At 34.7% G+C, this 26496-nt stretch carries 13 protein-coding genes and 1 pseudogene; all 14 read left to right on the forward strand.

Going from position 1 to position 26496, the window contains the following annotated elements:
• A pseudogene (locus VGE71_RS06590) lies at positions 1-193 on the forward strand (carbohydrate kinase); the annotation flags it as partial.
• Positions 194-288: 95 nt separating this feature from the next.
• Entirely contained in the window at positions 289-1029 is a 741-nt protein-coding gene (locus VGE71_RS06595; RefSeq protein ID WP_331137612.1) for a (Fe-S)-binding protein, read from the forward strand.
• A 125-nt stretch (positions 1030-1154) separates the two neighbouring features.
• Positions 1155-2555 (forward strand): lactate utilization protein B, encoded by a 1401-nt coding sequence (locus VGE71_RS06600; RefSeq protein ID WP_331137613.1) that lies wholly within the window; start codon positions 1155-1157, stop codon positions 2553-2555.
• Positions 2548-3135: a LutC/YkgG family protein gene (locus VGE71_RS06605; RefSeq protein WP_331137614.1), complete on the forward strand. Its 588-nt coding sequence runs from the start codon at positions 2548-2550 to the stop codon at positions 3133-3135. The genes VGE71_RS06600 and VGE71_RS06605 overlap by 8 nt, the downstream gene beginning before the upstream one ends.
• Before the next feature lie 199 nt (positions 3136-3334).
• A complete protein-coding gene (locus VGE71_RS06610) occupies positions 3335-7363 on the forward strand; it encodes a two-component regulator propeller domain-containing protein (protein WP_331137615.1) in 4029 nt (1342 codons plus the stop codon).
• A 634-nt stretch (positions 7364-7997) separates the two neighbouring features.
• Positions 7998-9395, forward strand: coding sequence for a hypothetical protein (locus VGE71_RS06615; RefSeq protein WP_331137616.1), 1398 nt, complete (start codon positions 7998-8000; stop codon positions 9393-9395).
• A gap of 45 nt (positions 9396-9440) precedes the next feature.
• Positions 9441-12473 (forward strand): TonB-dependent receptor, encoded by a 3033-nt coding sequence (locus tag VGE71_RS06620; RefSeq protein WP_331137617.1) that lies wholly within the window; start codon positions 9441-9443, stop codon positions 12471-12473.
• A gap of 11 nt (positions 12474-12484) precedes the next feature.
• Entirely contained in the window at positions 12485-14086 is a 1602-nt protein-coding gene (locus VGE71_RS06625; RefSeq protein ID WP_331137618.1) for a RagB/SusD family nutrient uptake outer membrane protein, read from the forward strand.
• 1 nt (position 14087) lies between these two features.
• A complete protein-coding gene (locus tag VGE71_RS06630) occupies positions 14088-15725 on the forward strand; it encodes a glycoside hydrolase (protein WP_331137619.1) in 1638 nt (545 codons plus the stop codon).
• Positions 15726-15851: 126 nt separating this feature from the next.
• A complete protein-coding gene (locus tag VGE71_RS06635) occupies positions 15852-17435 on the forward strand; it encodes a glycoside hydrolase (RefSeq protein ID WP_331137620.1) in 1584 nt (527 codons plus the stop codon).
• Between the two features lie 113 nt (positions 17436-17548).
• The gene (locus VGE71_RS06640; RefSeq protein ID WP_331137621.1) at positions 17549-19972 is read left to right on the forward strand and encodes a sugar-binding domain-containing protein; all 2424 of its coding nucleotides are present in this window, start codon (positions 17549-17551) and stop codon (positions 19970-19972) included.
• Between the two features lie 239 nt (positions 19973-20211).
• The gene (locus VGE71_RS06645) at positions 20212-21582 is read left to right on the forward strand and encodes a glycoside hydrolase family 27 protein (RefSeq protein WP_331137622.1); all 1371 of its coding nucleotides are present in this window, start codon (positions 20212-20214) and stop codon (positions 21580-21582) included.
• A gap of 26 nt (positions 21583-21608) precedes the next feature.
• Entirely contained in the window at positions 21609-24140 is a 2532-nt protein-coding gene (locus tag VGE71_RS06650; RefSeq protein WP_331137623.1) for an alpha-L-arabinofuranosidase C-terminal domain-containing protein, read from the forward strand.
• A gap of 35 nt (positions 24141-24175) precedes the next feature.
• Positions 24176-26107, forward strand: coding sequence for a family 43 glycosylhydrolase (locus tag VGE71_RS06655; protein WP_331137624.1), 1932 nt, complete (start codon positions 24176-24178; stop codon positions 26105-26107).
• Positions 26108-26496: the final 389 nt, after the last annotated feature.

Here is a 26496-nt window from a genome sequence, read left to right on the forward strand (position 1 = left end):
TTTTGTGGACGGGGGTTTCAGTAAAAACTCTATTTACATGAATTTATTGGCTGAGGCCTTTCCAGATGTAGAGGTTTATGCGGCTTCGATGGCGCAGGCGAGTGCACTTGGGGCAGCGTTGGCGATTCATCAAAACTGGAATCCAAAACCAATTCAGAATGATTTAATTGATTTGAAATTCTATAAACATTAGGTAAAAACGGTCTGTATGTTGTAAATTTGCAAAGAAACGTATTTTTTACATTTTTACAGTATACGCCGAATGAACAACACACTAAATACTACAACATGAAAATTGGACTTTTTATACCTTGTTATGTCGACCAATTTTATCCTAAAGTAGGAATCGCAACCTACGAATTACTACAAAAATTAGGTTGTGAGGTCGAGTTTCCGATGGGACAGACCTGCTGCGGACAGCCAATGGCAAATAGCGGTTATGCACATTTAACAAAAGGATGTGATGCCAATTTTATTGCCAATTTTTCTGGATTTGATTATATCGTCTGTCCTTCTGGAAGTTGTGTTTTGCATGTAAAAGACCATTTACATGATGAAAAACAAGAAGAGAAGGCAACAGCAATTCGAAATACGGTTTACGAACTTACAGAGTTTATAACAGACGTTTTAAAAATTGACCACATCGACGGACGATTTCCGTTTAAAGTCGGAATGCACGTAAGTTGTCACGGTCAGCGTGGATTAAAGCTTTCGCAGATGACAGAATTAAATGCACCATTTTTTTCTAAACCTGGACAATTATTGAATAGCATAAAAGATCTTGATTTAGTTGAATTGACTAGAAAAGACGAATGCTGTGGTTTTGGAGGTACGTTTTGCGTTACCGAAGAAGCTATTTCTGTAAAAATGGGACAAGATCGTATCAAAGATCACGAAAGTCATAATGTGGATTATATTACAGGTGGAGATATGTCTTGTTTAATGCATTTAGACGGAATTCTAAAAAGACAAAAAAGCAGGATCAAAACCATTCACATTGCTGAAATATTAAATTCACTCGAAAACTAAGAACATATGTTGGTCATAAAATTTAACCGCAAAGTTCGCAAAGTTAATTTTAATCTTTGCGGACTTTGCGGTTAAGTAAGTATCAATGATAAACATTTCAAAAATTGACTTTTAAATTATAAAAAATGTCATCAGAAAAAGTAATACCGCACAGCGAAGCCGCAACAAAATTTAACAAAGATGTGGAGCGTGTCAATTGGCATGACGAAACACTTTGGTTTGTGCGTGCCAAAAGAGATAAATCAGCGCATCAAATTGAAGATTGGGAATTGCTTCGCGAAACAGCTTCCAAAATCAAATTTAATGTACTTTCTAATATTCACGATTATTTAGTTGAATTCGAAGCCAATGCGCAACGAAACGGAATAATTGTACATTGGGCTGCCGATGCCAAAGAACACAACGAAATTGTGCATTCTATCATGGCCAAACATGATGTAAAGCAAATGGTGAAATCCAAATCGATGCTTACAGAAGAATGTCATTTAAATGATTATTTAGCTGAAAAAGGAATAGAAGTAATCGATTCTGATTTAGGTGAATATATTGTACAGCTTCGAAAAGAACCACCAAGCCATATTGTACTTCCAGCGATTCACTTAAAGAAAGAAGATGTAAGTGAAACTTTCCACGAACATTTAGGAACAGAAAAAGGAAATTTCAATCCGCAGTATTTAACAGAATCGGCTCGTCATAGTTTAAGAAATACTTTTTTAACTAGAAAAGTAGCTTTAACAGGAGTCAATTTTGCTGTTGCAGAAACAGGAGAATTTGTGGTTTGTACTAACGAAGGAAATGCCGATATGGGGGCGCATTTAGCAGACGTTCATATTGCCTGTATGGGATTTGAGAAATTAATCCCGAAAAGAGAACATTTAGGTGTTTTCTTGAGATTACTGGCAAGAAGCGCAACTGGACAACCAATTACAACTTTTTCTAGTCATTTTAAAAAGCCAAGAGACGGTCAGGAAATGCATATCGTAATTGTAGACAACGGAAGAAGTACGCAATTAGGAAGAGAAGAATTTAGAAATTCATTAAAATGTATTCGTTGTGGTGCGTGTATGAATACTTGCCCAGTTTACAGACGAAGCGGTGGACATAGTTATCACAATGCCGTTGCGGGACCAATTGGTTCTATTTTAGCACCAAATTTAGATATGAGCAAAAATGCCGATTTGCCTTTTGCAAGTACACTTTGTGGTTCATGTACCAATGTTTGTCCAGTAAAAATTGATATTCACGATCAATTGTACAAATGGCGTCAAGTTTTGGTTAAAGAAGGCCATACGCCTACAGCCAAAACGGTGGCAATGAAAACAATGGCGACTGTGCTAGCGAATCCGACAGTTTTTAATATTGCTGGAAAATCAGGGCGTTTTGTAATGAAGAATATCCCAGGAATGGTCAATAATAAGATGAATAAATGGTACGATCAGCGCGAAATGCCAGATGTTCCAGAAGAATCTTTTAGAGAATGGTACAAGAAAAATTCGAGAGAATCTAAAGATAAAAAGAATGAGTAGTAAAGGCGAAATCTTAAAAAGAATAAAATTAAATCAGCCGAATGAAGCTGCAGAATTGCCGGATCTAAATCTTTTAGGTTCTGAACAATTTGATGTATTAGAAACCTATAAAACCGTTTTAAAAGGTATTGGTGGAGATCCTGTTGAAGTTGCTGATTACAACGAAATCATCAATTACATCAAATCAAATTATAATTTAGAGAAAAGATTAATTACAACGCTTCCAGAACTTGCTGAAATTGCTTCTTTAGATTGGAAAACAGTTGATCCGCATTCGCTTCAGGATGTTGAATTAACGGTTGTAAAAGCTCATTTTGGAGTAGCAGAAAACAGCGGACTTTGGGTTACTGATGATATTTTAGGACAACGTGTAGCACCTTTTATAGCACAATATCTGGCAATTATAGTTCATAAAAAAGATCTTGTACCAACGATGCAACAAGCCTATAAAAGAATAGGAAACATGGAATATGGTTTTGGAACTTTTATTGCTGGTCCGTCAAAAACAGCTGATATTGAGCAATCTTTAGTTCTTGGAGCTCACGGCGCAAGAGGATTAATAGTTTTTCTATTGGATTAAAGAATTTTAAAGTTTTTTATTAATGAAAATATTCCGATAGAATTTTATTTCAATAAGGAATGGTTTGTTAAAAAATAAGCTTAAATATAAAACCTCAATGAGAATGCGGGAATGTTTATCATTTCTGCATTTTTTTTTATAAAATTTCCCTAAAATTAGCTTATAATTGTACTTTTTACAAGAACTAAAAAAGTATATTTTGAAGCGTTTTGTTCTCTATTTTCTTCTTCTAATAGGATTTTCTTTCTCAGGATATTCACAAGATTATCCAATTAAATTTCTTGACATATCAGATGGTTTGTCTAACAATTCAATTATTTCAATTTATCAGGACAATGAAGGTTATATGTGGTTTGGAACTTATGATGGTTTAAACCGTTATGACGGCTATAACTTTAAAGTTTTCCGAAACCGAATCAACGACAAAAAATCATTGTTATTCAATACAATTTATAATATTGAAGGTGATTCTAAAAATAACATTTGGGTTGGAGGAACAAATGGAATCTGTATTTATAATAAAACAACAGCTAGTTTTAGAACGGTAAAATATCTAGATAACAAAAAGGTAAAAGTATTTCAGGAAATTATTCATCAGATGCGTTCTGTTTCTGATCATTTGGTGCTCGTTGCTTCTCAAAAATTAGGATTAGTAGCTTTTGAAAATGGTTCTTTTACAGGAAAACATATTCCATTAAATGGCTTAGGAAACAGAATCAGTATTAATAATTATGATGCTATTGCAATCCAAGAAAATAAAGAAAAATCAGGATGCTGGGTTTATGTTCGAAATGTTGGAGTCTGCACTTACAATTATAAAATAAAAGATTTAAAGATCGTTTTTCCGCTATCAATTGGGGTGAAAGCCATGAAACTTTCCATTGATGGAAATCTTTTATTGGGAACAGATGAAGGTTTGTTTTTAATGAATACCAAAACGGGATCAATTTCAGAAAATTATTTTACGAATAAATGCAGTGTTACTGATGTTTTAGTCGATAAAAAAGGAAAAACATGGGTTACAACAGATGGCTGTGGGATATTCTATATCAATCCAAATAGTAAACAGCTTCTTTCTTATAATGAACCTTTAGCCAAAAGTAATTCGGTTTGGAGTTTATACGAAGACAAATCGGGAAACAAATGGTTTGGATCACTTCGAGGCGGAATGAGTATGTTGAGCGATACGCCAAAATATTTTAAAAGTGTAAGATACAATGCAAAAGATCCGGCAGACAACTTTATTTTATCTTTTTGTGAAGATGAAAAAAAGAATGTTTGGGTTGGTACAGACGGTGCAGGTTTAAAGTATTGGGATCGAAAAAATAATTCGTATACCAATTATGGAAACTCACTTTCAAGTACTTTTATTACAGGAATTATACGTGATAATAATAACGATCTCTGGATTTCAACATGGGCAGGAGGAATCAATAAAATAAGTAAAAATAATAACAGTGTAAAACAGTATACCTGTTATAATACTTATACAAAACAAACCGAAAAGAATATCTGGTTTGTCTTTAAAGATTCAAAATCAAATATTTGGGCGAGTGCTACAAATGAGGGTTCACTGTATCTCTTAAATCGTGATAAAGACAGTTTCGAGCTTTTCGATAAAAGAATTGATAATTTGCAATGTATGACTGAAACTTCAGATGGGAAGTTGTGGGCAGGAAATTATAATTCGCTTTTATCTATAGAAAAACAAACGCATAAAATCACTAAGAAAGTAATTGGAAATCCTATTAGATGTATTCATGAAGACAAAGACAAAAACCTTTGGATTGGAACACAAGAGGGAGGATTATTATTGTTTGACAGAAAAACAAGTGCTTTCAAAAGATTAACTATTGATGAAGGTCTTCCATCCAATACAATTTTACGATTACAGGAAGACAAAGAAGGTAATTTATGGATGAGTACCTACAATGGAATTTGTCGATACGATAAAAAGAGTAAAACATTCCGAAATTTTTCTGTAAATGATGGTCTTCAGAGTAATCAGTTTAGTTTTAATGCGGGAATTAAACTTTCGTCAGGAGAATTTCTTTTCGGTGGAATCAATGGTTTCAATATATTTTATCCGCAGGCCATAAAAGGTTTTGATCAAAAAAATAATGTTTTGCTGACTGATTTTTATGTAAATAATCAGTTGATTGAAGAAAGTAAAGCAGAAGTTGATACCGATTCTGATAAAATTAAAGATGTTAGTTTAGAGTATGATCAAACTACTTTATCTCTTGAATTTGTAGCTCTGGATTATAATAATGCAGACAAAATAAATTACGCTTACTTTTTAGAAGGTTGGGACGAGCAATGGAATTATGTTGGACAAACCAGAAAAGCCAATTATTCCAGATTACCGGAAGGAAAATATACTTTTAAAGTCAAAACCACCAATTTTAAAGGCGGTTGGAACAAAGAAGTTAGTTTGGTTTCTATCCAAGTTTTACCGCCTTGGTACAGAACATGGTGGGCTTATACCTTATATTTAGCTGCAATTGGCGGACTTCTATTTTTATATCTCGATTACAATAAAAACAAAGAGAAGCTGAAGTATAAAGTTAAAATTGCTGAGCTAGAAAGCAAAAAAGAAAAAGAGATAGCCGAAAAACAGTCGTCTATGTTTACTTATATTTCGCATGAATTTAGAACGCCGCTTTCACTGATTATAAATCCGTTGAAGAAAGCAGTTCAGAAAGAAAATGTCGAAAATGGTTCTTCAGGAAGTGATTTGGCTATTGCACATCGAAATGCGAGACGACTTTTGAGTTTGGTAGATCAATTACTTTTGTTGCGAAAAGCCGAAAATGATGCCGATGCCTTGCGTTTGTCTCCGATTAATGTAAATAACCTTTGTAATGAGGTGTTTCAATGTTTTGTGAATCAAGCGAAAGATAAAAGTATCAAGTATAATTTTATTATTCCGAATCATGAAATTACGATTATTGGTGATTATGAAAAGATTGAAATTTCATTATTCAATTTGATGTCAAATGCTTTTAAATATACTCCAGTTGGTGGTGAAATCAATTTGAATGTAACAGAAAATGAAGAGGAAGTTTTTCTTGAAATAGCAGATAATGGTGGTGGAATTGATAAAAAAGATATTGATGTTATTTTTGAAAAATTCAAACAAATCAATTCAAAAGTTTCAGTTGGAACAGGTTTTGGAATTGGACTTTATATCGTTAAATATTTTGTCGATAAACATAAAGGATCTGTAACCTGTAGCAGTGAAGCCGGAAAAGGAAGTACTTTTAAACTGACCTTTTTAAAAGGAAACAGCCATTTTGATGATATTGAAATTACTGATGAAAAGCCGCAACGTAGCCAATTGTTTGACGAATTGATTCCGGATGAAATAGAAGAACCAGTTTCTACAGCGACAACGTCAATTTCAGACAGTGATTTTAAAAAGACCATGTTAACAGAAAAACGTACGGTTTTAATTATCGATGACAATGTTGAAATTCGCGCTTACTTAATCAAATTGTTTTCGGAGAATTATATCGTATACAGTGCCGAAAATGGCGAAGAAGGTTTAAAACTAACCAAAAAACATATGCCGGATTTGGTCATTAGTGATATCACAATGGAAGGAATGGATGGTATAGAATTATGTCGAAAAATTAAAGAAGACAATGCTTTATCGCACATTCCAGTTATTTTATTGACGGCCTCAAAAAATCCAGAAACGCATTTGCAAGGAATTAATGAAGGAGCAGATGATTATATTACCAAGCCTTTTGATGATGATATTCTAACAGCAAGAGTAGAATCGTTATTACGAAATCGTCACAATCTAAGAACTTATTTCTTAGACAGTATAACCTTAAAAGAAAATACGCAGAAAGTTCCGGTAGAATATCAGCAAATGCTAAAAAAATGCATTGATATTGTCGAAGCAAATATTCATAAAAAAGATTTTACGATTCGAACTTTTGCGCTTGAAATGGGAATGAGTCACAGAACGCTTTATACCAAAATCAAAATTATTTCGGGACAAACATTAAATGCTTTTATTCGTTCCTTGCGAATTCGAAGAGCAGCAATGTTAATGTTAACAGAAGAAATGAATATTGCTCAAGCGAGTGCAGAAGTTGGTTTTGAAGATCCAAAATATTTCAGACAACAGTTTGTAAAACTTTTTGGAATGACACCTTCAGAATATATTAAAAAGTATAAAAACTCTTTCAATTCCGATTTAAATATCATTAAATAACCCAAAAGAAAATTTTTACTTGTTGCATTATTTTATTCTTTTTTGAAAGATGAATTAAAAATCTTTAATCTACTTAAACGTTTTAGTTTAAAAATTGTGATTTTTTTAATAATTGCAAAATCATCAAAAATACAGCTGTATTTTTTAATACTCGTTAAAATTTTATTGAAAATAATAACTAATTACAATTTTGACCTCCTTTTTTTTCGAATTTACCCCTCCTTAGAAGTGTGAAATAGACATTTCTTTGCACTTATAGCAATCAATTATTATACAGTTGGTGTTAGTTATAAATGTTAGTTTCAAGATAAATTTTTTATCTGTTTGAAGAGCTGAGCACTCTTTAAATTTTCTAAAAGTAATGGTTGGTTACATTACTTTTTGAACCCGCAGTTTAAAAATAAACTGCGGGTTAATTTAAAAAATGCTACTACTGAGAAGAAGTAAAAAAAGAAAAAAAATAACAAACCATTAATCAAATTCAATTCAATATGAAAGTAACCACATAATTAACTTACGCTGCTTTTCTGTTTCTGGGAAAGCGGACAAAAACAAAATTCCGAGTAACCTTCGGGGAAAAAACTTTCGCTTCGAAAGAATACAAACAAACTAACTAAACCTTAAAATCAAAGAAATGAAAAAAAATGTATTTTTATTTTTTCTTGCTCTTTTTGGCATTTTACTAAACGGATGTCAAAATAATGAATCAGGATTTCCTAATTCTGATAATCCTACGGTGGTAGTTTCTACAAAAGAAATTTATGGAGCACCAAGTAGAAAATTTGAAATCAAAGCAACTCTTGCGGATGATTTAGGATTAAAAAGTGTACAAATTCAAATTCCAGAATTATCACTTGATAAAGTAATCAGTTTTAAAACCGATCCACTTTTAGAAACTTACGATTTAAGTTACTTTTTTGAAGTTCCGGCAAACAGAGGAACTTCTGAAGCTTTCAAAATAAAATTAATTATCACAGACGTTTCAGGAAATGTAGTAAACGAAGAAATCAATCTTCGTCTTGACGGAGAATTTGCTGCGCCAAGTATTTCGATGATTACACCAAAAGAAGGAGCTGTTATTTTACTGTCTACAAGTAATGAAATGCCTGTGAATTTTGTAGTAAACGATGACTCTGGAATTGATTATGTTCAGGTAAAATGTGAAGCTTTAGGAATCGATGAAATGATTCAGTTATCAGGTTCTCCACAATCTTATACATTCAGTAAAACGTATACTTTACCTGTAACTGCCGCTGATTATGTTTTAACAATTACGGCAAAAGATAAATTTGCAATTCCAAATACGGGAACATTAAGTGTAAATATTGTTGCTACAAACGAATATCCAGCAATTTTCTTATGTGATCAGCCAAAAGGAACAAATCTTACTACAGATGCAGTGGGTGTTCCAATGTATTTCCACGAAAAAAGCGGACAAGATTTTGAATTCAAATACTATGCAGATAAAGACAATAAAGAGGTTTATTTCTTAGGTCAGGAATCCGATTTTGCTCCTCATTGTTTTGGTTTAAATGCTGCTGGTGAATTAGTAGATGATGTTACTTCAACACCAATTATTTTACCTACTAAAGGATATTACAAGATTAAAGTAAATCCGAATACTTTAAAATATACTGCAGAAAAATATACACCATCAAGTAAAGTTTGGGCTAACATTGCCAACGGTTTATGGCATGATGATGCGGCTCAAAGAAAACCATTCGTAAGTGTTTGCGGTGGAGGAATCCAAGGAGCAACATGGGATACCTGGGATGCGTGGACACAAAAAGGGTTGCACCTAGCAAACAATGCAGCTAATCCATATCAATTGGTTGGAGAATATACATTGACAGGAACTCTTGAAGCTACTTTCACAGGTCAATGGTGGGATCCTTCTTGGAGATTAATCAAAAACGGTATTGCCACTATGTCACCGGGAGAAAACGGAAATGCTAAATATCCAGCAGCACCGGGTGTATACAAAGTAGTTTTAGATACAGAATTAGAAAGAGTATTTATAACAAAAAAATAGTTGGTTATAACCTTGTTGTAACATTAATAAATAAAACAGCTTAATATGAAATTTAAATATATAGGATTTTTTATTGCCCTTATGTGTACTGCTGTATCCTTTGGACAAATAAAAATAAAAGGTACTGTTAAGGATAAAGCTAATGTGCCGATTCCAGGAGTGAACGTGATTGTAAAAGGAACTTCATCATCTGCGGCAACTGATTTTGATGGGAATTTTGTACTGAATGTCCCTAATAAAAATGCACAGATCGAATTTACTTTCATTGGTTTTACAACCAAAGTAGAAACGATTGGAGACAGAACTGAAATCAATGTAACACTGGAAGAATCTAGTCAGGCATTAGATGAGATAGTTGTGGTAGGTTATGCGGCCGTAAAAAAGAGCGATGTAACGAGTTCAATTTCTTCTGTAAAAGGAAAAGAATTACAAACCATGACAGTAGGTAACGTAACAGAATCTCTTCAAGGAAAAGTAGCTGGGGTTCAGATTACAGGGCAAGGAGGTCCTGGTGCACAACCAAGGGTTTTGATTCGTGGTATCTCAACTTTAAACTTAAATACAGATCCGCTTTATGTTGTAGATGGAATTCCGATGGGAACTAGCATCAATTTCTTAAGCAACAATGAGATCGAATCTATGGAGGTTTTAAAAGATGCTTCTGCAAGTGCTATTTACGGTTCTCGTGCTTCGAATGGAGTTATCTTGATTACTACCAAAAAAGGAAAAGTAGGTAAAACAAGATTCAATTTTGATTTGAGTTCTGGTATGCAGATTATGAATAATCCTTATAATATGGCAGATGCAGAAGGTTATGCGTCTATTATGAATACGGCTTATAATAATTCAGGATATGCGGATTATCTTCCAAATCCATCTCAATACAGAGGAAAAACAACAGATTGGTGGAATGCTGGAATTAGAAAAGGAACACCAGTTACAAATGCTTCTTTAGGTATTTCTGGAGGTTCAGACAAACATACCTATGCGATCAGTTTAAACTATTATAATTCTGATTCTATGTACGGAATTGGTGGTTGGGAAAGAGTAACGATGAGAATTGCAAATGATTTCAAATTCTCAGACAAATTCTCAGCAGGAATTACTTTGAACCCTCGTTACGAAACATATGGTTCACCAGGGAACTGGGCAGATTTTGATAAAATTGATCCAATCACACCAATTTACAAACCAGCAGATCAATTAACTGGTTTAGAAAATGAATACAGTATTTATGCAAGATCTCCTTCGTATATATGGAATCCGGTTGCAGCTGTAAAAAGATATGACGATTATACAGATCAGTACAACTTAAACACAAACGGATATTTACAATACGAACCAATTAAAGGTTTGGTAATTCGTACGCAAGCATCTATTGAAGTTGGAGATAAAGTGAGAAATAAATTCAGCCCAGATTTTATTATTGATGCAGCACACGAAAAGGCAGAAATTAATAGTGTAGAAAAATGGAATACTACCAATGTAGACTGGACTTGGCAAAATACCATTACGTATTCTAAAACTTTTGCAGAAAAACACAATGCGTCTTTGATGATAGGTAATACGATGGAAGAATATAATGGAAATGATCTTTGGGGATATGGAGAAGGAATTCCTAACAATTCAGATTCGATGAGAGAATTAAATGCCGCAACAAAAAATAAAGATAGTAAAGGAAATAGCTGGTCAAGTTCGTTGATGTCTTATATTTCTCGTTTTTCTTATAACTACGATGGTAAATACTATTTTACAGGAACATTCAGAAGAGACGGTTCTTCTAAATTCATGACTAATAATAAATGGGCTAATTTCCCTTCGGCTTCTGTTTCTTGGAGAATTTTAAACGAAGGATTTATGGAATCTGCTAAAGATGTGGTAAGTGATCTTAGATTAAGAGCAGGATGGGGTAAAGTAGGAAATCAAGGTTTGCCAGATGCAGTTTATCAATCCAACATCGGACAAGGGTATTATGTAATTGGTGGTGAAGTTGTGGATACTTCTTATCCTTCTTCAATGGCTAATAAAGATATTAAATGGGAAACGGTGGAAGACATGAGTTTTGGTCTTGATTTTGGATTCTTGAAAAACAAAATATCAGGTTCTTTGGAGTATTATAAAAAGCAAACACATGATATGTTATTCCTAAAACAATTTCCAACTTACAGCGGATTTCCGGGATATTCTACTATGTGGACAAACATTGGATCTATGCAGTCAAGCGGTATCGATTTGTTACTTTCTTATAAAGATAAAAAAGGAGATTTCTCATACGGTGTTGATGTAACTTTTACAACTGTAAATGTTAAAATGTTATCGCTTTCTGCAGACGGTGAAAGATTATATGGTGCAAGTAACAGAACATTGACAATAAAAGGAGATGAACCAGGATATTTCTACGGATATGTTGCTGATGGATTATTCCAAAACCAAACCCAATTGAATTCTCATACCGATGAGCATGGAACTAAATTGCAGCCTTATGCACAAGTAGGAGACGTTCGTTTTAAAGATGTAAATGGTGACGGAAAATTAGACGATAAAGACAGAACAAAAATTGGTTCACCATGGGCAGATTACAACATTGGTCTAAACTTGAATTTTGCTTACAAAAATTTCGATTTAATAGCCAATTTCTACTCTAGTATTGGAAACGATATTGTGAATACTAATATTTCAGATTTATACAATGGTGCAAGCTTAACCAATAAAGTAAACGGATTGGAGAATATGGCTTGGCATGGAGAGGGAACCTCTAATTCTATTCCTCGTTTGTCAAAAGATGATAACAACGAAAACTTTACAAAATTCTCTTCTTTATATGTAGAAGACGGATCGTTTGTTAGAATGAAAAACCTGCAATTAGGATATTCTTTCTACAACAAATTCGGATTGGATAAATTAAGAATTTCATTGTCAGGACAGAATTTATGGACATGGACTAAGTTCACAGGAGTAGATCCTGAGGTAGCTGGAGGAGATCCTAATCAGCAAGACAGAGTAAAAGGTTCAGGTTTTGGAGGATGGAATTATCCAGTACAGCCAACAATCCTGATGGGACTTAATGTTGCATTTTAATCAAAACGATCATGAAAAAAATAATAGTATCAATAATAGCTTTTTCTCTATTTTCGGCATCTTGCAGTGATTTTATTGAAAAAGAACAAAGAGGAACACAGACTTTAGAAAACTATTTTAAAACAGCGCAGGAATGTGAAAATTACACAAATGAATTAACACAGCGTTTGTTATTGGCTAAAGACTGGTGGACTTTAACAGCGCCGAGAGTGACCAACGAAATGTCAACCGATGATGCTTGGATGGGTAACACAGGACAGGACAGCGGAGCACACAGACCATGTTCACAATATATTATTACTCCGGATAATATGGGAGATATGAATAGTATTTATACAGCACATTATTATACCATTCAATCGGCTAATATTGGTTTGGAAAGAATGGCTTTGTCTCCAATTACAGATGCTCAGAAAAACCAATATATGGGAGAATCTTTGTTTGTACGTGCTTACTGTTACTACGAATTAGTAAATCTTTTTGGTGGAGTTCCTTTGTATACAAAATCTTTAGGTACAGCAGATTTAACATTAGAAAGAAGTTCTGCAGCAGATGTATACGTACAAATTGAAACCGACCTTAAAGATGCAGCTGAAAAACTGGAAAGCGCTCCTGTAAATAAAGACGGTAGAATCAACAAATGGGCAGCTTATGCTTTATTGGCTCGTGTATCCTTGTTTCAGGAAAAATGGGCTGAAGCAAAAACATATTCAAACAAAGTTATTACAGAAGGTCCTTTCCAATTAGAAGCAGATTTCTTAAACATTTGGAATGTAAACAATCATAATGGAGTAGAATCTATTTTAGAAGCGCAGTCTTCTTCTGTTCAAAACAGAGATTTAGGAGCAGCCTTGCCAACTTTATCAGGAGCAAGAGGAGAAGACAAAAAGAATTTCCCAAGTAATGATGCTGCAGACGTTCTAGACGGATGGGGATGGTGTATGCCAACAAGCGATTTGGAAAACGCCTATCTTTCTGAAAATGATGTGATTCGTCGCAGAAGTACGATTACAAAATGGGGAGAAGCTGCTTATGGAGATGAAGTTTTAAATCCAACACATAAATTCAGTTTAAATGATAATAAATCTGGACGTATCTGTCGTAAATACTATATTCCAATTGCAACACGTCGTTCATTGGATAAAAAAGACGGACACTTGCCATTAAATATTCCGTTGATTCGTTTAGCAGAAATGTATTTAACAAGAGCAGAAGCAAATTATCATACAGGAGGAGATGCTTTAGCAGATATCAATATCATTAGAGCTCGTGTAAAATTAGATCCAAAAACGGGTATTTCTGGACCAACTTTATTGAGACAAATCTATAAAGAGCGTCGTTTAGAATTGGCTTTTGAAGGATTACGTTTATTTGACATCCGTCGTGAAAAAGATCCAACAACAGGAAGACCAGTTATTGAATCATTAATGGGACCAAACGGAACTTTTGTACAATACAATTTGAATTCTACAGATCCGTATGAAACTACAAACTTGAGAGAACCTCAGGATAAGGGAATCAATTTTAATCCAGCAAAACACTTATTGTGGCCAATTCCGCAATTAGAAATTGATTTGAGTGGTAATGTTATTAAACAAAATCCTGGATACTAATATGAAGTTTAATAATCAAAATAAAGTAAGTCTGCTGTATGCAGGCTTACTTTTCGCAAGTACTCTTTTTGTAAGCTGTGATTCTGAAAAGTCTGAAAACTCAGGTTCAGAGAATGCTGTAGCAGAATTGAATGTTAGTTTGGATATGAATCTTCAAACCATGGAAAGTTTTGGAGCTTCAGATGCTTGGCAATGTAATTTTATCGGAAAAAATTGGCCAACAGATAAAAGAAATAAAATAGCTGATTTGTTATTCAGCCAAGGCTTAGATGCTGACGGAAATCCAAAAGGGATCGGATTATCATTATGGCGTTTTAATCTTGGAGCAGGTAGTGCAGAACAAGGAGAAGCAAGTGATATTACAGACGAATGGAGAAGATCGGAGTGTTTTACAACAGACGGAGTTTCTTATAATATGAATAAACAAGCTGGACAGGTTTGGTTTATGAAAGCGGCAAGAGAACGTGGTGTAGACAAACTTTTGGCATTCGCTAACAGCGCTCCAGTTTATTTGACTCAAAACGGAAAAGCACATGCCTCTATCAAAGAATTTTACAATTTAAAAGATGGTAAAATGCCCGATTTGGCCGATTTCTGGACAACTTCTTTAGATAAATTAAAAACAGAACACGGATTAACAATCGATTATGTAAGTCCGTTTAACGAACCACAATACGAATGGGACGGTTCAGGACAAGAAGGTTCTCCGGCAACGAATGCGAATATTTACAGTTTTGTGAATATTCTTTCTCCAAAGTTACAGGCAAAAGGATTAGAAGCTAAAATTGTAGTTGGAGAAGCAGGAGCTTACGAACCTTTATACAAAACGGTTTCAGGAAAAGAAAGCAGATCCAATCAAATTGATTATTTCTTCGCTGCTAATTCTACTAAAAATATTGGTGGTTTAAGTAATGTAAAAAAGACAATTTCAGGGCATAGTTACTGGCAAGCATGGCCATTAAGCGAAATGATTTCATCAAGACAAGCTGCTGCTGCTAGAATTCAGTCAGTTGGTGGAGTGAGTCTTTGGTCATCAGAATATTGTGTTTTAGAAAGTCCTGGAACTGCTGAGCTTCCTGGAGGAGCTGGAGCAGGAAGAGATTTAGGAATGTCATTGGCACTTTGGACAGCACGTATCATCAGTACTGATATTGCAGTTGGAGGCGTTACTTCGTGGCAGTGGTGGACAGCCATTAGCCGTGGTGATTATAAAGATGGACTAATTCATGTTGATGATGGTGCAAGCAATGGCGCTGGAAATGCAGATTATTGTAAAAACGATGGATACATCAGAGATTCAAAAACACTTTGGGCTCTAGGAAACTTTTCTTTCTTCGTAAAACCGGGAATGGTAAGAGTAATGATTCCAAGTGTTGATAATACAGCTTCTTTAAATGATGTAATGGTTACGGCGTATAAAGATGTAGCAAATAAAAAGTTGGTCATTGTTGCGGTTAACATGAGCAAATCAGCGAAAGCGTATAAATTAAATCTTGCAGGCGGAACACTAACAGACAATAAATTAACTCCTTATACCACTTCTGAAACTTTAAGTTTGAAAAAAGGAACTGCTGTTGATGTTTCTGGTTTTGAAATTCCAGCGAAGTCAGTGGTGACGTATGTGGGAAATTATAAGTAAGTAAAATTAACCGCAAAGACACAAAGAAAAAAACGCAAAGGATGCTAAGTAAAATAAACTTAGCGAACCTTGCGATCCCGATAGCTATCGGGATGGCGTCTTTGCGGTTAAAAATCAAAAATATAAATGAGGAAAATATATCTCTCGCTTTTATTAGTAACAAGTTCGCTGACATTTGCTCAGCGAACGGTTACTATTAGTACAGATAATGTAGTACAAACCATGGACGGTTTTGGAGGTTCTGATGCCTGGAGAGCGCAGTTTGTGGGTAAAAATTGGCCAGAGCAAAAAAAGAATGCCATTGCAGATTTATTGTTCAGCAAAGAAATTGATGCACAAGGAAATCCAAAAGGAATCGGACTTTCGATCTGGAGATTCAATCTTGGTGCAGGAAGCACAGAACAAGGCGAAAACAGTAAAGTTTCTGATGAATGGAGACGAAGTGAATGTTTTCTAAATGCTGATGGAACGTATGATTTTTCTAAACAAGAAGGTCAAAGATGGTTTTTACAGGCTGCTAAAAAACGTGGTGTCGAAAAATTTCTTATTTTCACCAATAGCCCTCCGGTTCACATGACAAATAACGGATTGTCTTTTGCTTCTCAAAAGAATAAACTGAATCTAAAAGATGGTGCAATTCCAAAATTTGCCGATTTTTTAGTTCAAAGTATTCAAGGATTGGAGAAAAAAGAAGGAATCAAATTTGATTATGTTAGTCCGTTAAATGAACCACAATGGGAATGGATGCCGAAAAGCGGTGATACCAATAGTCAAGAAGGAACGCCAGCAACCAATCAGGAAATATATGACGTGACCAAAGCACTTTCAGAAAAACTGAAAGCACGGAAAATGAGCACCGAAATCGTCATTGCAGAAGCAGCGCAAATTGATTATTTGTACGAAAATGTAAATGCCGAAAACCGTGACAATCAAATTGATTATTTCTTTGGAAAAACTAAAACAAATGTCACTAAATTACCGAATGTAAAAAATGTGATTTTAGGACATAGTTATTTTACAACTTGGCCAATTGAAAGACAGGTTTTAAGTAGAAAATTAATTGCAGCAGAAATTAAAAAAAATCCAGGATTAAAATATTGGCAGTCTGAATATTGTATCTTAGAGAATCCTGGAGAAAATGAAATTCCGGGAGGATCAGGTGGAGGAAGAGATTTAGGAATGCAGACGGCTTTGTTCGTAGCACGTTTAATTCATAATGATATTGCAGTGGCTAATGCAGCTTCATGGCAATGGTGGACATCCATAACGAGAGTAGATTACAAAGATGGTTTGATCTATTTAGATGACGGAAAAAGCAACGGTGGGACTGCTCCAGATTATGTGAAAAATGATGGAGAATTTCATGATTCTAAATTGCTTTGGGCTTTAGGAAATTATTCGCTGTTTGTACGTCCAGGAATGCAGAGAGTTGATGTTCCTAACCAAAATGAATTAGACAAAGCAAACGATGTCATGTTAACCGCTTACAAAGACATTCAAAGCAAAAAACTGATTGTAGTAGCAGTAAACTGTGGAAAATCGGCGCAACAATACAAATTTGATTTATCAAAAGGAACTTTAAAAAACAATGAGTTCACGCCTTACGTAACTTCTGACACATCAAATCTAAAAAGGGCCGAAGTTCAAAAAAATGGAAATCTAGAAATCCCTGCAAGATCTGTAGTGACGTTTGTGGGGGAATTGCAATAGGTCTCAGTTTTCAGTCTCAGTCTCAGTATTCAGTACTGTGGATTAGTTCAGACTGAAAACTGCGACTGCGACTGAAAACTAATTAAAAATTGAAATAAAAATAAACATATAAAATGCTAACTAAGAAAACCTTACTACCCGTATTACTCTTTTCGTGTTTATCTGCAAGCAGTCAGATATCGTTTGGAGATTCTAAGAAAATAAATGACAACTGGAAATTCAATCTTCAGGAAACACCCGAAGCTAAAAATGCTGCTTTTGATGACAGTAAATGGCAAAAGATAAACGTACCACATGATTGGAGCGTAAAAGGGCAGTTGAGTCCAACGTTGGCAAGTTGTACAGGATATCTTCCGGGTGGAATTGCTTGGTATAGAAAATCAATCAATGTTCCGCAGAGCAAATCGGGTGAAAAAGTGTATTTATACTTTGAAGGAGTTTACAATAGAAGTGAAGTTTTTATCAACGGACACTCTTTAGGAAAACGTCCAAACGGATATATTTCTTTTGCTTATGATGCAACGGAGTTTGTAAAATTTGGCGGAGAAAATACGATTTCAGTTCGTGTAGATCATAGCCAAAGTGCAGACTCAAGATGGTATACAGGTTCTGGAATCTACAGAAATGTTTGGTTGGTTTATGCAAATCCAGTGCACATTGCGCAATGGGGAGTTTATGCTTATCCTGAAGTGAATAAAGGAAACGGAACTTTGAATGTTGAGGTTGAGGTTGAAAACAAATCTAAAGGCAAATCAAGTGTAACTATTGTAAATGAGCTTTTCTCAAAAGACGGAAAATCAGTAGGTAAATCTTCTTCTAAAGTTGACGTTGCTGCGAATCAGAATGGAAAAATTTCAACAAAAATAAACGTTAAGAATCCTAAATTATGGGATTTAGAAAATCCGAATTTATACGAATTAAAAACTACTGTTTTACAAGATGGAAAAGAAATTGATAAAACAGTAACACAAACAGGTTTCAGAAATTTCACATTTGATCCGAACAATGGTTTTGCCCTTAACGGAAAATGGATGAAAATGAAAGGAGTTTGTCTTCACCACGATGCAGGAGTTTTAGGATCTGCTGTTCCAAAAGAAGTTTGGAGAACCAGATTAAAAACATTGAAAGAAATTGGAGTAAATGCCATTCGTACCAGTCATAATCCGCAAGCACCTGAATTTTATGAGCTTTGTGATGAATTAGGATTATTGGTTTTAAATGAAGCGTATGACGAATGGGAATTTCCAAAACGTAAATGGCTAGAAGGATGGAATTATGGAACTCCTGGCTTTGAAGGTTCTTTTGATATTTTTGCTGATTGGGCAGAAAAAGATTTAGAAGATTTTGTACGTAGAGACAGAAACCATCTTTCTGTTTTCGGATGGAGTATTGGTAACGAAGTAGATTATCCAAATGATCCGTATTCTCACCCAGTTTTAGATCAGGGAAAAAATGGATTTGGACAAGCAGCTTATGGCGGTTACAAAAAAGATGCTCCAGATGCAATGCGTCTAGGAGCGATTGCAAAACGTTTGGTAGCAGCAGTTAAAAAATACGACAAATCTCGTCCAACAACAGCTGGTTTAGCAGGAGTTGCCATGTCTAACGAAACAGAATATCCAGGCGCTTTAGATATTACAGGTTACAATTATACGGAAAGTAAATACAAATCGGATCACGAAAAATATCCAAAAAGAGTGATTTATGGAAGTGAGAATGTTCACGACATGGAACCATGGTTAGCCGTAAAAAACAACAAGTTTATTTTTGGTCAGTTCCTTTGGACAGGAATCGATTATTTAGGAGAATCAGGAAGATGGCCTTCAAGAGGATTCTATTCTGGTTTAGTTGATTTTGCTGGAGTTATTAAACCTCGTGGTTATTTCCGTGAGTCATTATGGTCAGATAAACCAATGGCATATTTAGGAACTTATCCGTTGACAAATGAGAAAGATGTTTCTAAAGATGCTTGGGCAATTTGGAATTACGAAGCAGGACAAAAAATCCGTGTGGTTTGTTACACCAATGCTGCAAAAGCTCGTTTAGAATTGAACGGAAAAGCAGTTGGCGAAACCAAATTATACGATGAAAAAACAGGAATCATCTATTGGGATATTCCATTTGCTTCTGGAAAGTTAGAAGTAATTGGTTTAGACAAAAATGACAAAGAAGTAAGCCGTTACGCTATTAATTCTACACAACAACCAGTTGAGTTGACTATTGCAGATAAAGATATTACAATTAGCAAAGACAAAGGAGTTGCGAAAATTATGGTTCAGGTAAAAGACCAAAACGGACTTCCAGTTATGCTTTCAGATAACGAAGTAACTTGTACCATTACTGGCGCAGGAACTTTATTAGGATTAGAAGCAGGAAACAACAGCGACATGACTGATTATACTGATAATGTACAAAGAGTTTTCCACGGACATATTGCAGCATATATTCAAGCCAATGGAGATTCAACAGCTCCAATAAAAGTGAAATTTACCAGTCAATGGTTAAAACCAGTTGAGGTTACAATAAATGTAAAATAGAAGATGCCCCGAAAGGGGCTTTTCTTTAGGACAATACTGCAAAAAAATATCACGATTGTAAATGTCCCATCGGGACATATCGTCGGTAAATGTCACATCGCGACATCTGATAGACAACCATTTTTGTACGGATATTCATAAAACAAATCATATTTAATACTTTGAGAGATAATAAAATCGATGAGATTAAATTTTTTCATTATATTTAAAGTGTAAAAAATACACATAACCACAAAACAATGAAAATTACAAACTTACTTACCACAGCGCTTGGTGCTTTTTTGCTATCAATCGCATCTAACGCACAAACCAAAACGTTTCAAAAAGAAGAATTCAAACAATGGGCTCAAACTCCGCCAATGGGCTGGAATAGCTGGGATTGTTACGGACCAACAGTTGAAGAACACGAAGTAAAAGCCAATGCCGATTATATGGCAAAAGAATTGAAGAAATTTGGCTGGGAATACGTCGTTGTTGATATCAGATGGTTTGTTGAAAATGACAAAGCGGGAGGATACAACCAAAAAGATCCTCGTTACGTAATCGATCAGTATGGAAGATATTTACCAGCTGTTAACAGATTCCCTTCCGCAAAAGATGGTCAGGGTTTTAAACCTTTAGCTGATTACATTCACAAAAAAGGATTAAAATTCGGAATTCATATTATGCGTGGAATTCCTAAAAAAGCGGTTGAAGAGAAAATGCCAATTAAAGGAACCAACGGAATTACAGCAGATCAAATTTACTCTACAGCACTGCAATGCGAATGGTTGAGAGACAATTATACTGTTGTAGCAGATAAACCTGGAGCACAGGAATATTACAATTCTATTTTTGAATTGTATGCACAATGGGGTGTAGATTTTATTAAAATCGATGATTTATCAAGACCATATCACGAAGGTGAAATCAACTTAATCAGAAATGCGATCGATAAATGCGGACGCAAAATTGTTTTAAGTACATCACCTGGAGAAACACCAATCACAGCGGCGCAGCACGTAAGTACACATGCCAATATGTGGCGTATGGTGGATGATGTTTGGGATACTTGGCCTCATATTACACATTTAATGGATGTGGCTCAAAAATGGTATCCACACATCGCGCCAGGAACTTGGCCAGATTGTGACATGATTCCGTTAGGACGTATTTCAATCAGAGGAGAAAGAGGTGAAGATCGTATGACACGTTTAACAAAAGACGAACAATATACTTTAATTACATTTTTCAATATTTTCAAATCACCATTATTTTTTGGTGGAGATTTACCAAGTAATGATGCCTTTACTTTATCATTGCTGACGAATAAAGATGTTGTAAAAATGCACAACGAAAGCACTGCGGTAAAACAACTTTTTCAAAAAGACGGAAAAATTGCAGTGACTTCAAAAAATCCTAAAGATGGTAGTGTTTATCTGGCTTTGTTCAATATTTCAGATAAAGATTCTCAAAAAGTTACGGTAAACCTTTCTGATCTTGGAATTTCAGGTTCTGTTGAAGTTTTAGACATGTGGACAGGTACTAAATCAAAATTATCTTCTAAAGAAATAGGAGCTGATTTAAAACCTCATAGTTCAGTTTTATATCAGTTAAAAGGTAAAAAATAATGAAAAGGGTTTTAAAAAGTAAAATTTTGAATCTGATTTCAATTTTTACAGCTGTTTTTGTGTTTTCAGGATTTGCTCTAAAACCAAAAACAGAAAAGCCTGATAGCGTCTATTTATTTGCTTATTCGACCTTAAAAAATAACGGAAAAAACGGACTTCATTTTGCATGGAGCATCGATCAGAAAAACTGGTTTTCAATTGGGCCTGAATTTAGTTTTCTAAAATCAGATTTTGGAAGCTGGGGACCAACAGGAAAAAGCATGTCTGAACCTTTTTTGGTTCGTGACAATGCCGGCGTTTTTCATTGTTTTTGGAGTGTAAAAGACAATGTTTTTGCACATTCAGAAAGTAAGGATTTAGTCAATTGGGGAAGACAAAATTACATTCAGGGAATGAAGAATTTTGTTGGAAAAACTCAAGATAAATCGGTTATTCAGAATGTTGAGGTGAGCTTAAATGATGGGCAATATGTGGTTCACTTTAGCGAAAGCGGAAAAAATTATTACAGTACCACCAAAGACTTTAAAAACTACAGTCCGTCAGTACTTGATGCGAATGGTTCTTCGTTAAAATTGAGAAATGAAATTAATTTACAAGGAGAAGTTTTGCAAGGAACTTTGTTCAAGGTAGACTGGAATCTGGTTGAAAATATGACTAGAAATATGGAGTCGGTAAAGTTTAGAGATAAAAGAGACAATACTTCTCCAAAAAGCGACAGTTTATTATTTGTTGGTTTAAAACCTGTAAAAGCAGCTATTAAAATTGACGAAAAACAGTCTAAAAAAATCAGTAACATGCTGACTGGTGTTTTCTTTGAAGACATCAATTATGCTGCAGATGGAGGTTTGTATGGTGAATTGATTCAGAATCGTGATTTCGAGTATGCACTTCACGACAAAAAAGAAAGAGACGAAAAATGGAATGCGACAATGGCTTGGAGCGGTGATTTTAAAATCGCAAAAGAAAATCCGATTCATGTTAATAATCCTAATTATGCGGTTATTTCTAAGGGAAGTATCAGTAATTCAGGTTTTGATGGTATTGCTGTAAAAGCGAATGAAAAATACGATTTTAGTGTTTTTGCGAAAGGAACAAAAGCAATTGTTCGTTTGAAATCGTCAAGCGGAGAAACTTTAGCGGAAGCGAAATTTACGCCATCAACTTCTTGGAAGAAATGTAATGCTGTTTTAAAAGCTTCAAAAACAGTAAATAACGCTCATTTAGAAATTAGTACGGACGGAGAAACTTCAGTTGACATGGTTTCGCTTTTTCCTCAAAAAACATTTAAAGGACGTAAAAACGGATTGCGTTTAGATCTTGCAGATGCGATAGCAGATATGCATCCTAAATTTGTTCGTTTTCCTGGAGGATGCGTCGCACACGGTGATGGACTGCACAATATCTATAAATGGAAAAATACAATTGGACCGCTTGAAAGCCGAATTCCGATGCGAAACATTTGGGGTTATCACCAGTCAATGGGATTGGGATATTTCGAATATTTCCAGTTTTGTGAAGATTTAGGTGCTGAGGCTGTTCCGGTTTTAGCTGCTGGAGTTCCGTGTCAGAATTCATCTGATGGAGGTTCTGGACAGCAATTCGGAATTCCGATGGAAGAAATGGACGAATATGTTCAAGATGTTTTAGATTTAATTGAATATGCCAATGGAAGTGTAAATACAGTTTGGGGTAAAAAACGTGCAGAAGCAGGTCATCCAAAACCTTTCAATTTAAAATATGTAGGTATCGGAAACGAAGATTTGATTAGCGATGTTTTTGAAGAACGTTACCGAATGATTGTAAAAGCGGTACAGCAAAAATATCCTGAGATTATTGTTATTGGAACTGTAGGACCATTTTTTGAAGGAACAGATTATAATGAAGGTTGGAGGATTGCCGATGATTTGAAATTGCCAATTGTAGACGAACATTATTATCAATCTCCAGGTTGGTTTATCAATAATCAGAATTTTTATGATAGTTATGATCGTTCAAAATCTAAAGTTTATTTAGGAGAATACGCTTCTCGTGGCAATAAATTTTATAATGCTTTAGCGGAAGCTCTATATCTTACGGGTGTTGAGCGTAATGGAGATGTTGTAACCATGGCTTCTTATGCGCCATTGTTAGCAAGAGAAAAGCATACACAATGGAATCCAGATTTGATTTATTTTAATGGAGATGAGGTAAAACCGACAGTAAATTATTTTGTACAAAAACTGTATGGTCAAAATCCGGGAAATCAGTATATAGAAAGTGTTTTAAAACTTTCAGATGCTAACGATGAAGTACATAAACGTGTCGCAATTTCAGTTGTAAAAGATGAAGCTTCAGGAGATTTGATTCTTAAGTTGGTAAATGCTCTTCCTGTTTCAGTAGAACCTAAAATAGACCTTGCTGATCTTTCAACAACAGAAAATGTAACATACACGATTTTATCAGGAAATCCCGAACTTACTACGGCAAGACCTGCCACTCAAAAATTGTCGGTTACAGAAGCATTTTCTAAAGAATTGCCACCCTATTCTTTTGTTGTAATGCGTATTAAAACAAAATAAACTGCCAAGAATTGCAGTATAAAAAATAAAAAAGAATGAAAAAATTACAATTAAGCATTGTTGCACTATTATCATTTTTAAATATTGTGCAGGCGCAGCATACTGGCGGTGTTCCACCAGTTATCGCAGAAAAAGATTTGACAGCTTATTTATTTGTTTATTTCATTGGAAATAAAGTAGAAGAAGAAGCGGTTAATTATGCCGTAAGTACTGATGGATATCATTATTACGCGCTTAATAACAACAAACCTATTTTAGACAGTAAAGCCATCAGCTCGACTGGAGGAGTTCGTGATCCGCATATATTACGTGGTGAAGACGGCAAAACATTTTATATGGTTTTGACTGATATGACTTCTTCGAAAGGTTGGGACAGTAATCGTGCAATGGTTTTATTAAAAAGTACCGATTTAGTAAACTGGAAAAGTAGTATCGTAAATATTCAAACAACATTTTCAGGAAACGAAAACCTTAAACGTGTTTGGGCTCCGCAAACTATTTACGATGCAAAAGCTGGTAAATACATGATTTACTTTAGCATGCAGCATGCAGGAGGTCCAGATAAAATTTATTACGCTTATGCGAATAAAGATTTCACAGCTTTAGAAGGCGAGCCAAAATTATTGTTTGTTCCAAAATCAGGAAACGCTTGTATTGATGGTGATATCATCGAAAAAAATGGAGAATATCATCTTTTTTATAAAACAGAAACAAGTACACCTGGAATCAAAGTGGCAGTTACAAAAGATCTGACTTCTGGAAATTGGGTTGAAAATGATAATTATTTACAACAAACAAAAGATGGAGTAGAAGGTTCTAGTGTTTTCAAACTAAACAATTCAGATGAATATATCTTAATGTACGACGTTTATACAAAAGGAAGATATCAGTTCACGAAAACAAAAGATTTAGAAAATTTCAAGGTTATTGACCAAGATATTTCAATGGATTTTAACCCGCGTCACGGAACTATTCTTCCGATAACTCGTTCTGAATTGACTAGAATTACAAATAAATGGGGAACGCCTGCAAAACTTTCAAAAATAAACCACAATCCGGTTTTAGAAGGATATTATGCAGATCCTGAAATTCTATATTCAAACAAAACTAAAAAATATTATATCTATCCAACAAGTGACGGATTTGATAGCTGGTCTGGATATTACTTCAAAACATTTTCTTCAGATAATTTAGTCGATTGGAAAGACGAAGGCATAATTCTGGATCTTAAAAAAGATGTTCCGTGGGGAAACAGAAACGCTTGGGCGCCTTGTATTGTGGAGAAAAAGATAAAAGGAAAGTATAAATATTTCTACTATTTCACAGCAGCGCAAAAAGTTGGAGTTGCGGTTTCAGATAATCCAACAGGACCTTTTAAAGACAGTGGAAAAGCAATTGTTGCTGAAAGACCAGAAGGTATAAAAGACGGACAGGAAATTGATCCAGATGTTTTTACAGACCCAAAAACGGGAAAAAGCTATTTATACTGGGGGAATATGTATATGGCTGTAGCCGAATTGAATTCGGATATGGTTTCGCTTAAACCGAACACCCAAAAAATTATTGCTGTAAACAATTCATTCCGTGAAGGAACTTACGTAATCTATAGAAACGGAAAATACTATTTCTTTTGGAGCGAAGACGATACTAGAAGTCCGAAATATAAAGTGAGATACGGAATATCAGATTCGCCAACAGGACCGCTTCAAATTCCAGAAAATAATATTGTAATTCAAGGAAAGCCAGAGGAAGGTATTTATGCAACAGGACACAATTCGGTTTTACAAATCCCGAACAAAGATGAGTGGTATATTACCTACCATAGATTTTCTTATCCAACAGGAATTAAAATGGGGCAAGCCGGAGGTTTTCACCGTGAAGTTTGTATCGATAAATTAGAATTTAATGCAGACGGAACGATCAAACAGGTTGTTCCAACTCATGCAGGTATAGATGGATTAAAATAATTTAATGCCATACAAAATTAAAAAGCCGCTTTTCTTTTTTGAGAAGCGGCTTTTTTTGATTTATATAATTTCGATTTAAAAAATTAGTAGCATTTTCCTGCTATCCGCTGTATCTTTTATGGTGAACACCACCATAAAAGATACAGCGGATAGCAGGGCTAGTTATGCTTTCATTAGATGTTTTACGAAAAAATCAGACAAATTTATACCTATTTCTTTTTTGTTTAGTAAAAATAAGTAATTTCGTATTAAAATAATAAAAACAAATTTTAGTCCCATCTTTTTGTTGCATTCAATACTTGTAAAAGATTTTATTTAGTGAAATTAATAAGGATATCACATAAAATTTTAAAAAGGACATTTGAGTTTATTAGTTTTATTCTTCTTTG

The sequence above is a fragment of the Flavobacterium sp. genome, assembly GCF_036405015.1.
Taxonomy (GTDB): Bacteria; Bacteroidota; Bacteroidia; order Flavobacteriales; family Flavobacteriaceae; genus Flavobacterium.

Excerpts from the sequence above, each read along its gene's own strand:
- VGE71_RS06640 (WP_331137621.1), top strand. The coding sequence starts at position 17,549 with ATGCTAACTAAGAAAACCTTACTACCCGTATTACTCTTTTCGTGTTTA.
- VGE71_RS06615 (WP_331137616.1), top strand. The coding sequence starts at position 7,998 with ATGAAAAAAAATGTATTTTTATTTTTTCTTGCTCTTTTTGGCATTTTA.
- VGE71_RS06630 (WP_331137619.1), top strand. The coding sequence starts at position 14,088 with ATGAAGTTTAATAATCAAAATAAAGTAAGTCTGCTGTATGCAGGCTTA.
- VGE71_RS06600 (WP_331137613.1), top strand. The coding sequence starts at position 1,155 with ATGTCATCAGAAAAAGTAATACCGCACAGCGAAGCCGCAACAAAATTT.
- VGE71_RS06655 (WP_331137624.1), top strand. The coding sequence starts at position 24,176 with ATGAAAAAATTACAATTAAGCATTGTTGCACTATTATCATTTTTAAAT.
- VGE71_RS06605 (WP_331137614.1), top strand. The coding sequence starts at position 2,548 with ATGAGTAGTAAAGGCGAAATCTTAAAAAGAATAAAATTAAATCAGCCG.
- VGE71_RS06620 (WP_331137617.1), top strand. The coding sequence starts at position 9,441 with ATGAAATTTAAATATATAGGATTTTTTATTGCCCTTATGTGTACTGCT.
- VGE71_RS06635 (WP_331137620.1), top strand. The coding sequence starts at position 15,852 with ATGAGGAAAATATATCTCTCGCTTTTATTAGTAACAAGTTCGCTGACA.
- VGE71_RS06595 (WP_331137612.1), top strand. The coding sequence starts at position 289 with ATGAAAATTGGACTTTTTATACCTTGTTATGTCGACCAATTTTATCCT.
- VGE71_RS06625 (WP_331137618.1), top strand. The coding sequence starts at position 12,485 with ATGAAAAAAATAATAGTATCAATAATAGCTTTTTCTCTATTTTCGGCA.
- VGE71_RS06645 (WP_331137622.1), top strand. The coding sequence starts at position 20,212 with ATGAAAATTACAAACTTACTTACCACAGCGCTTGGTGCTTTTTTGCTA.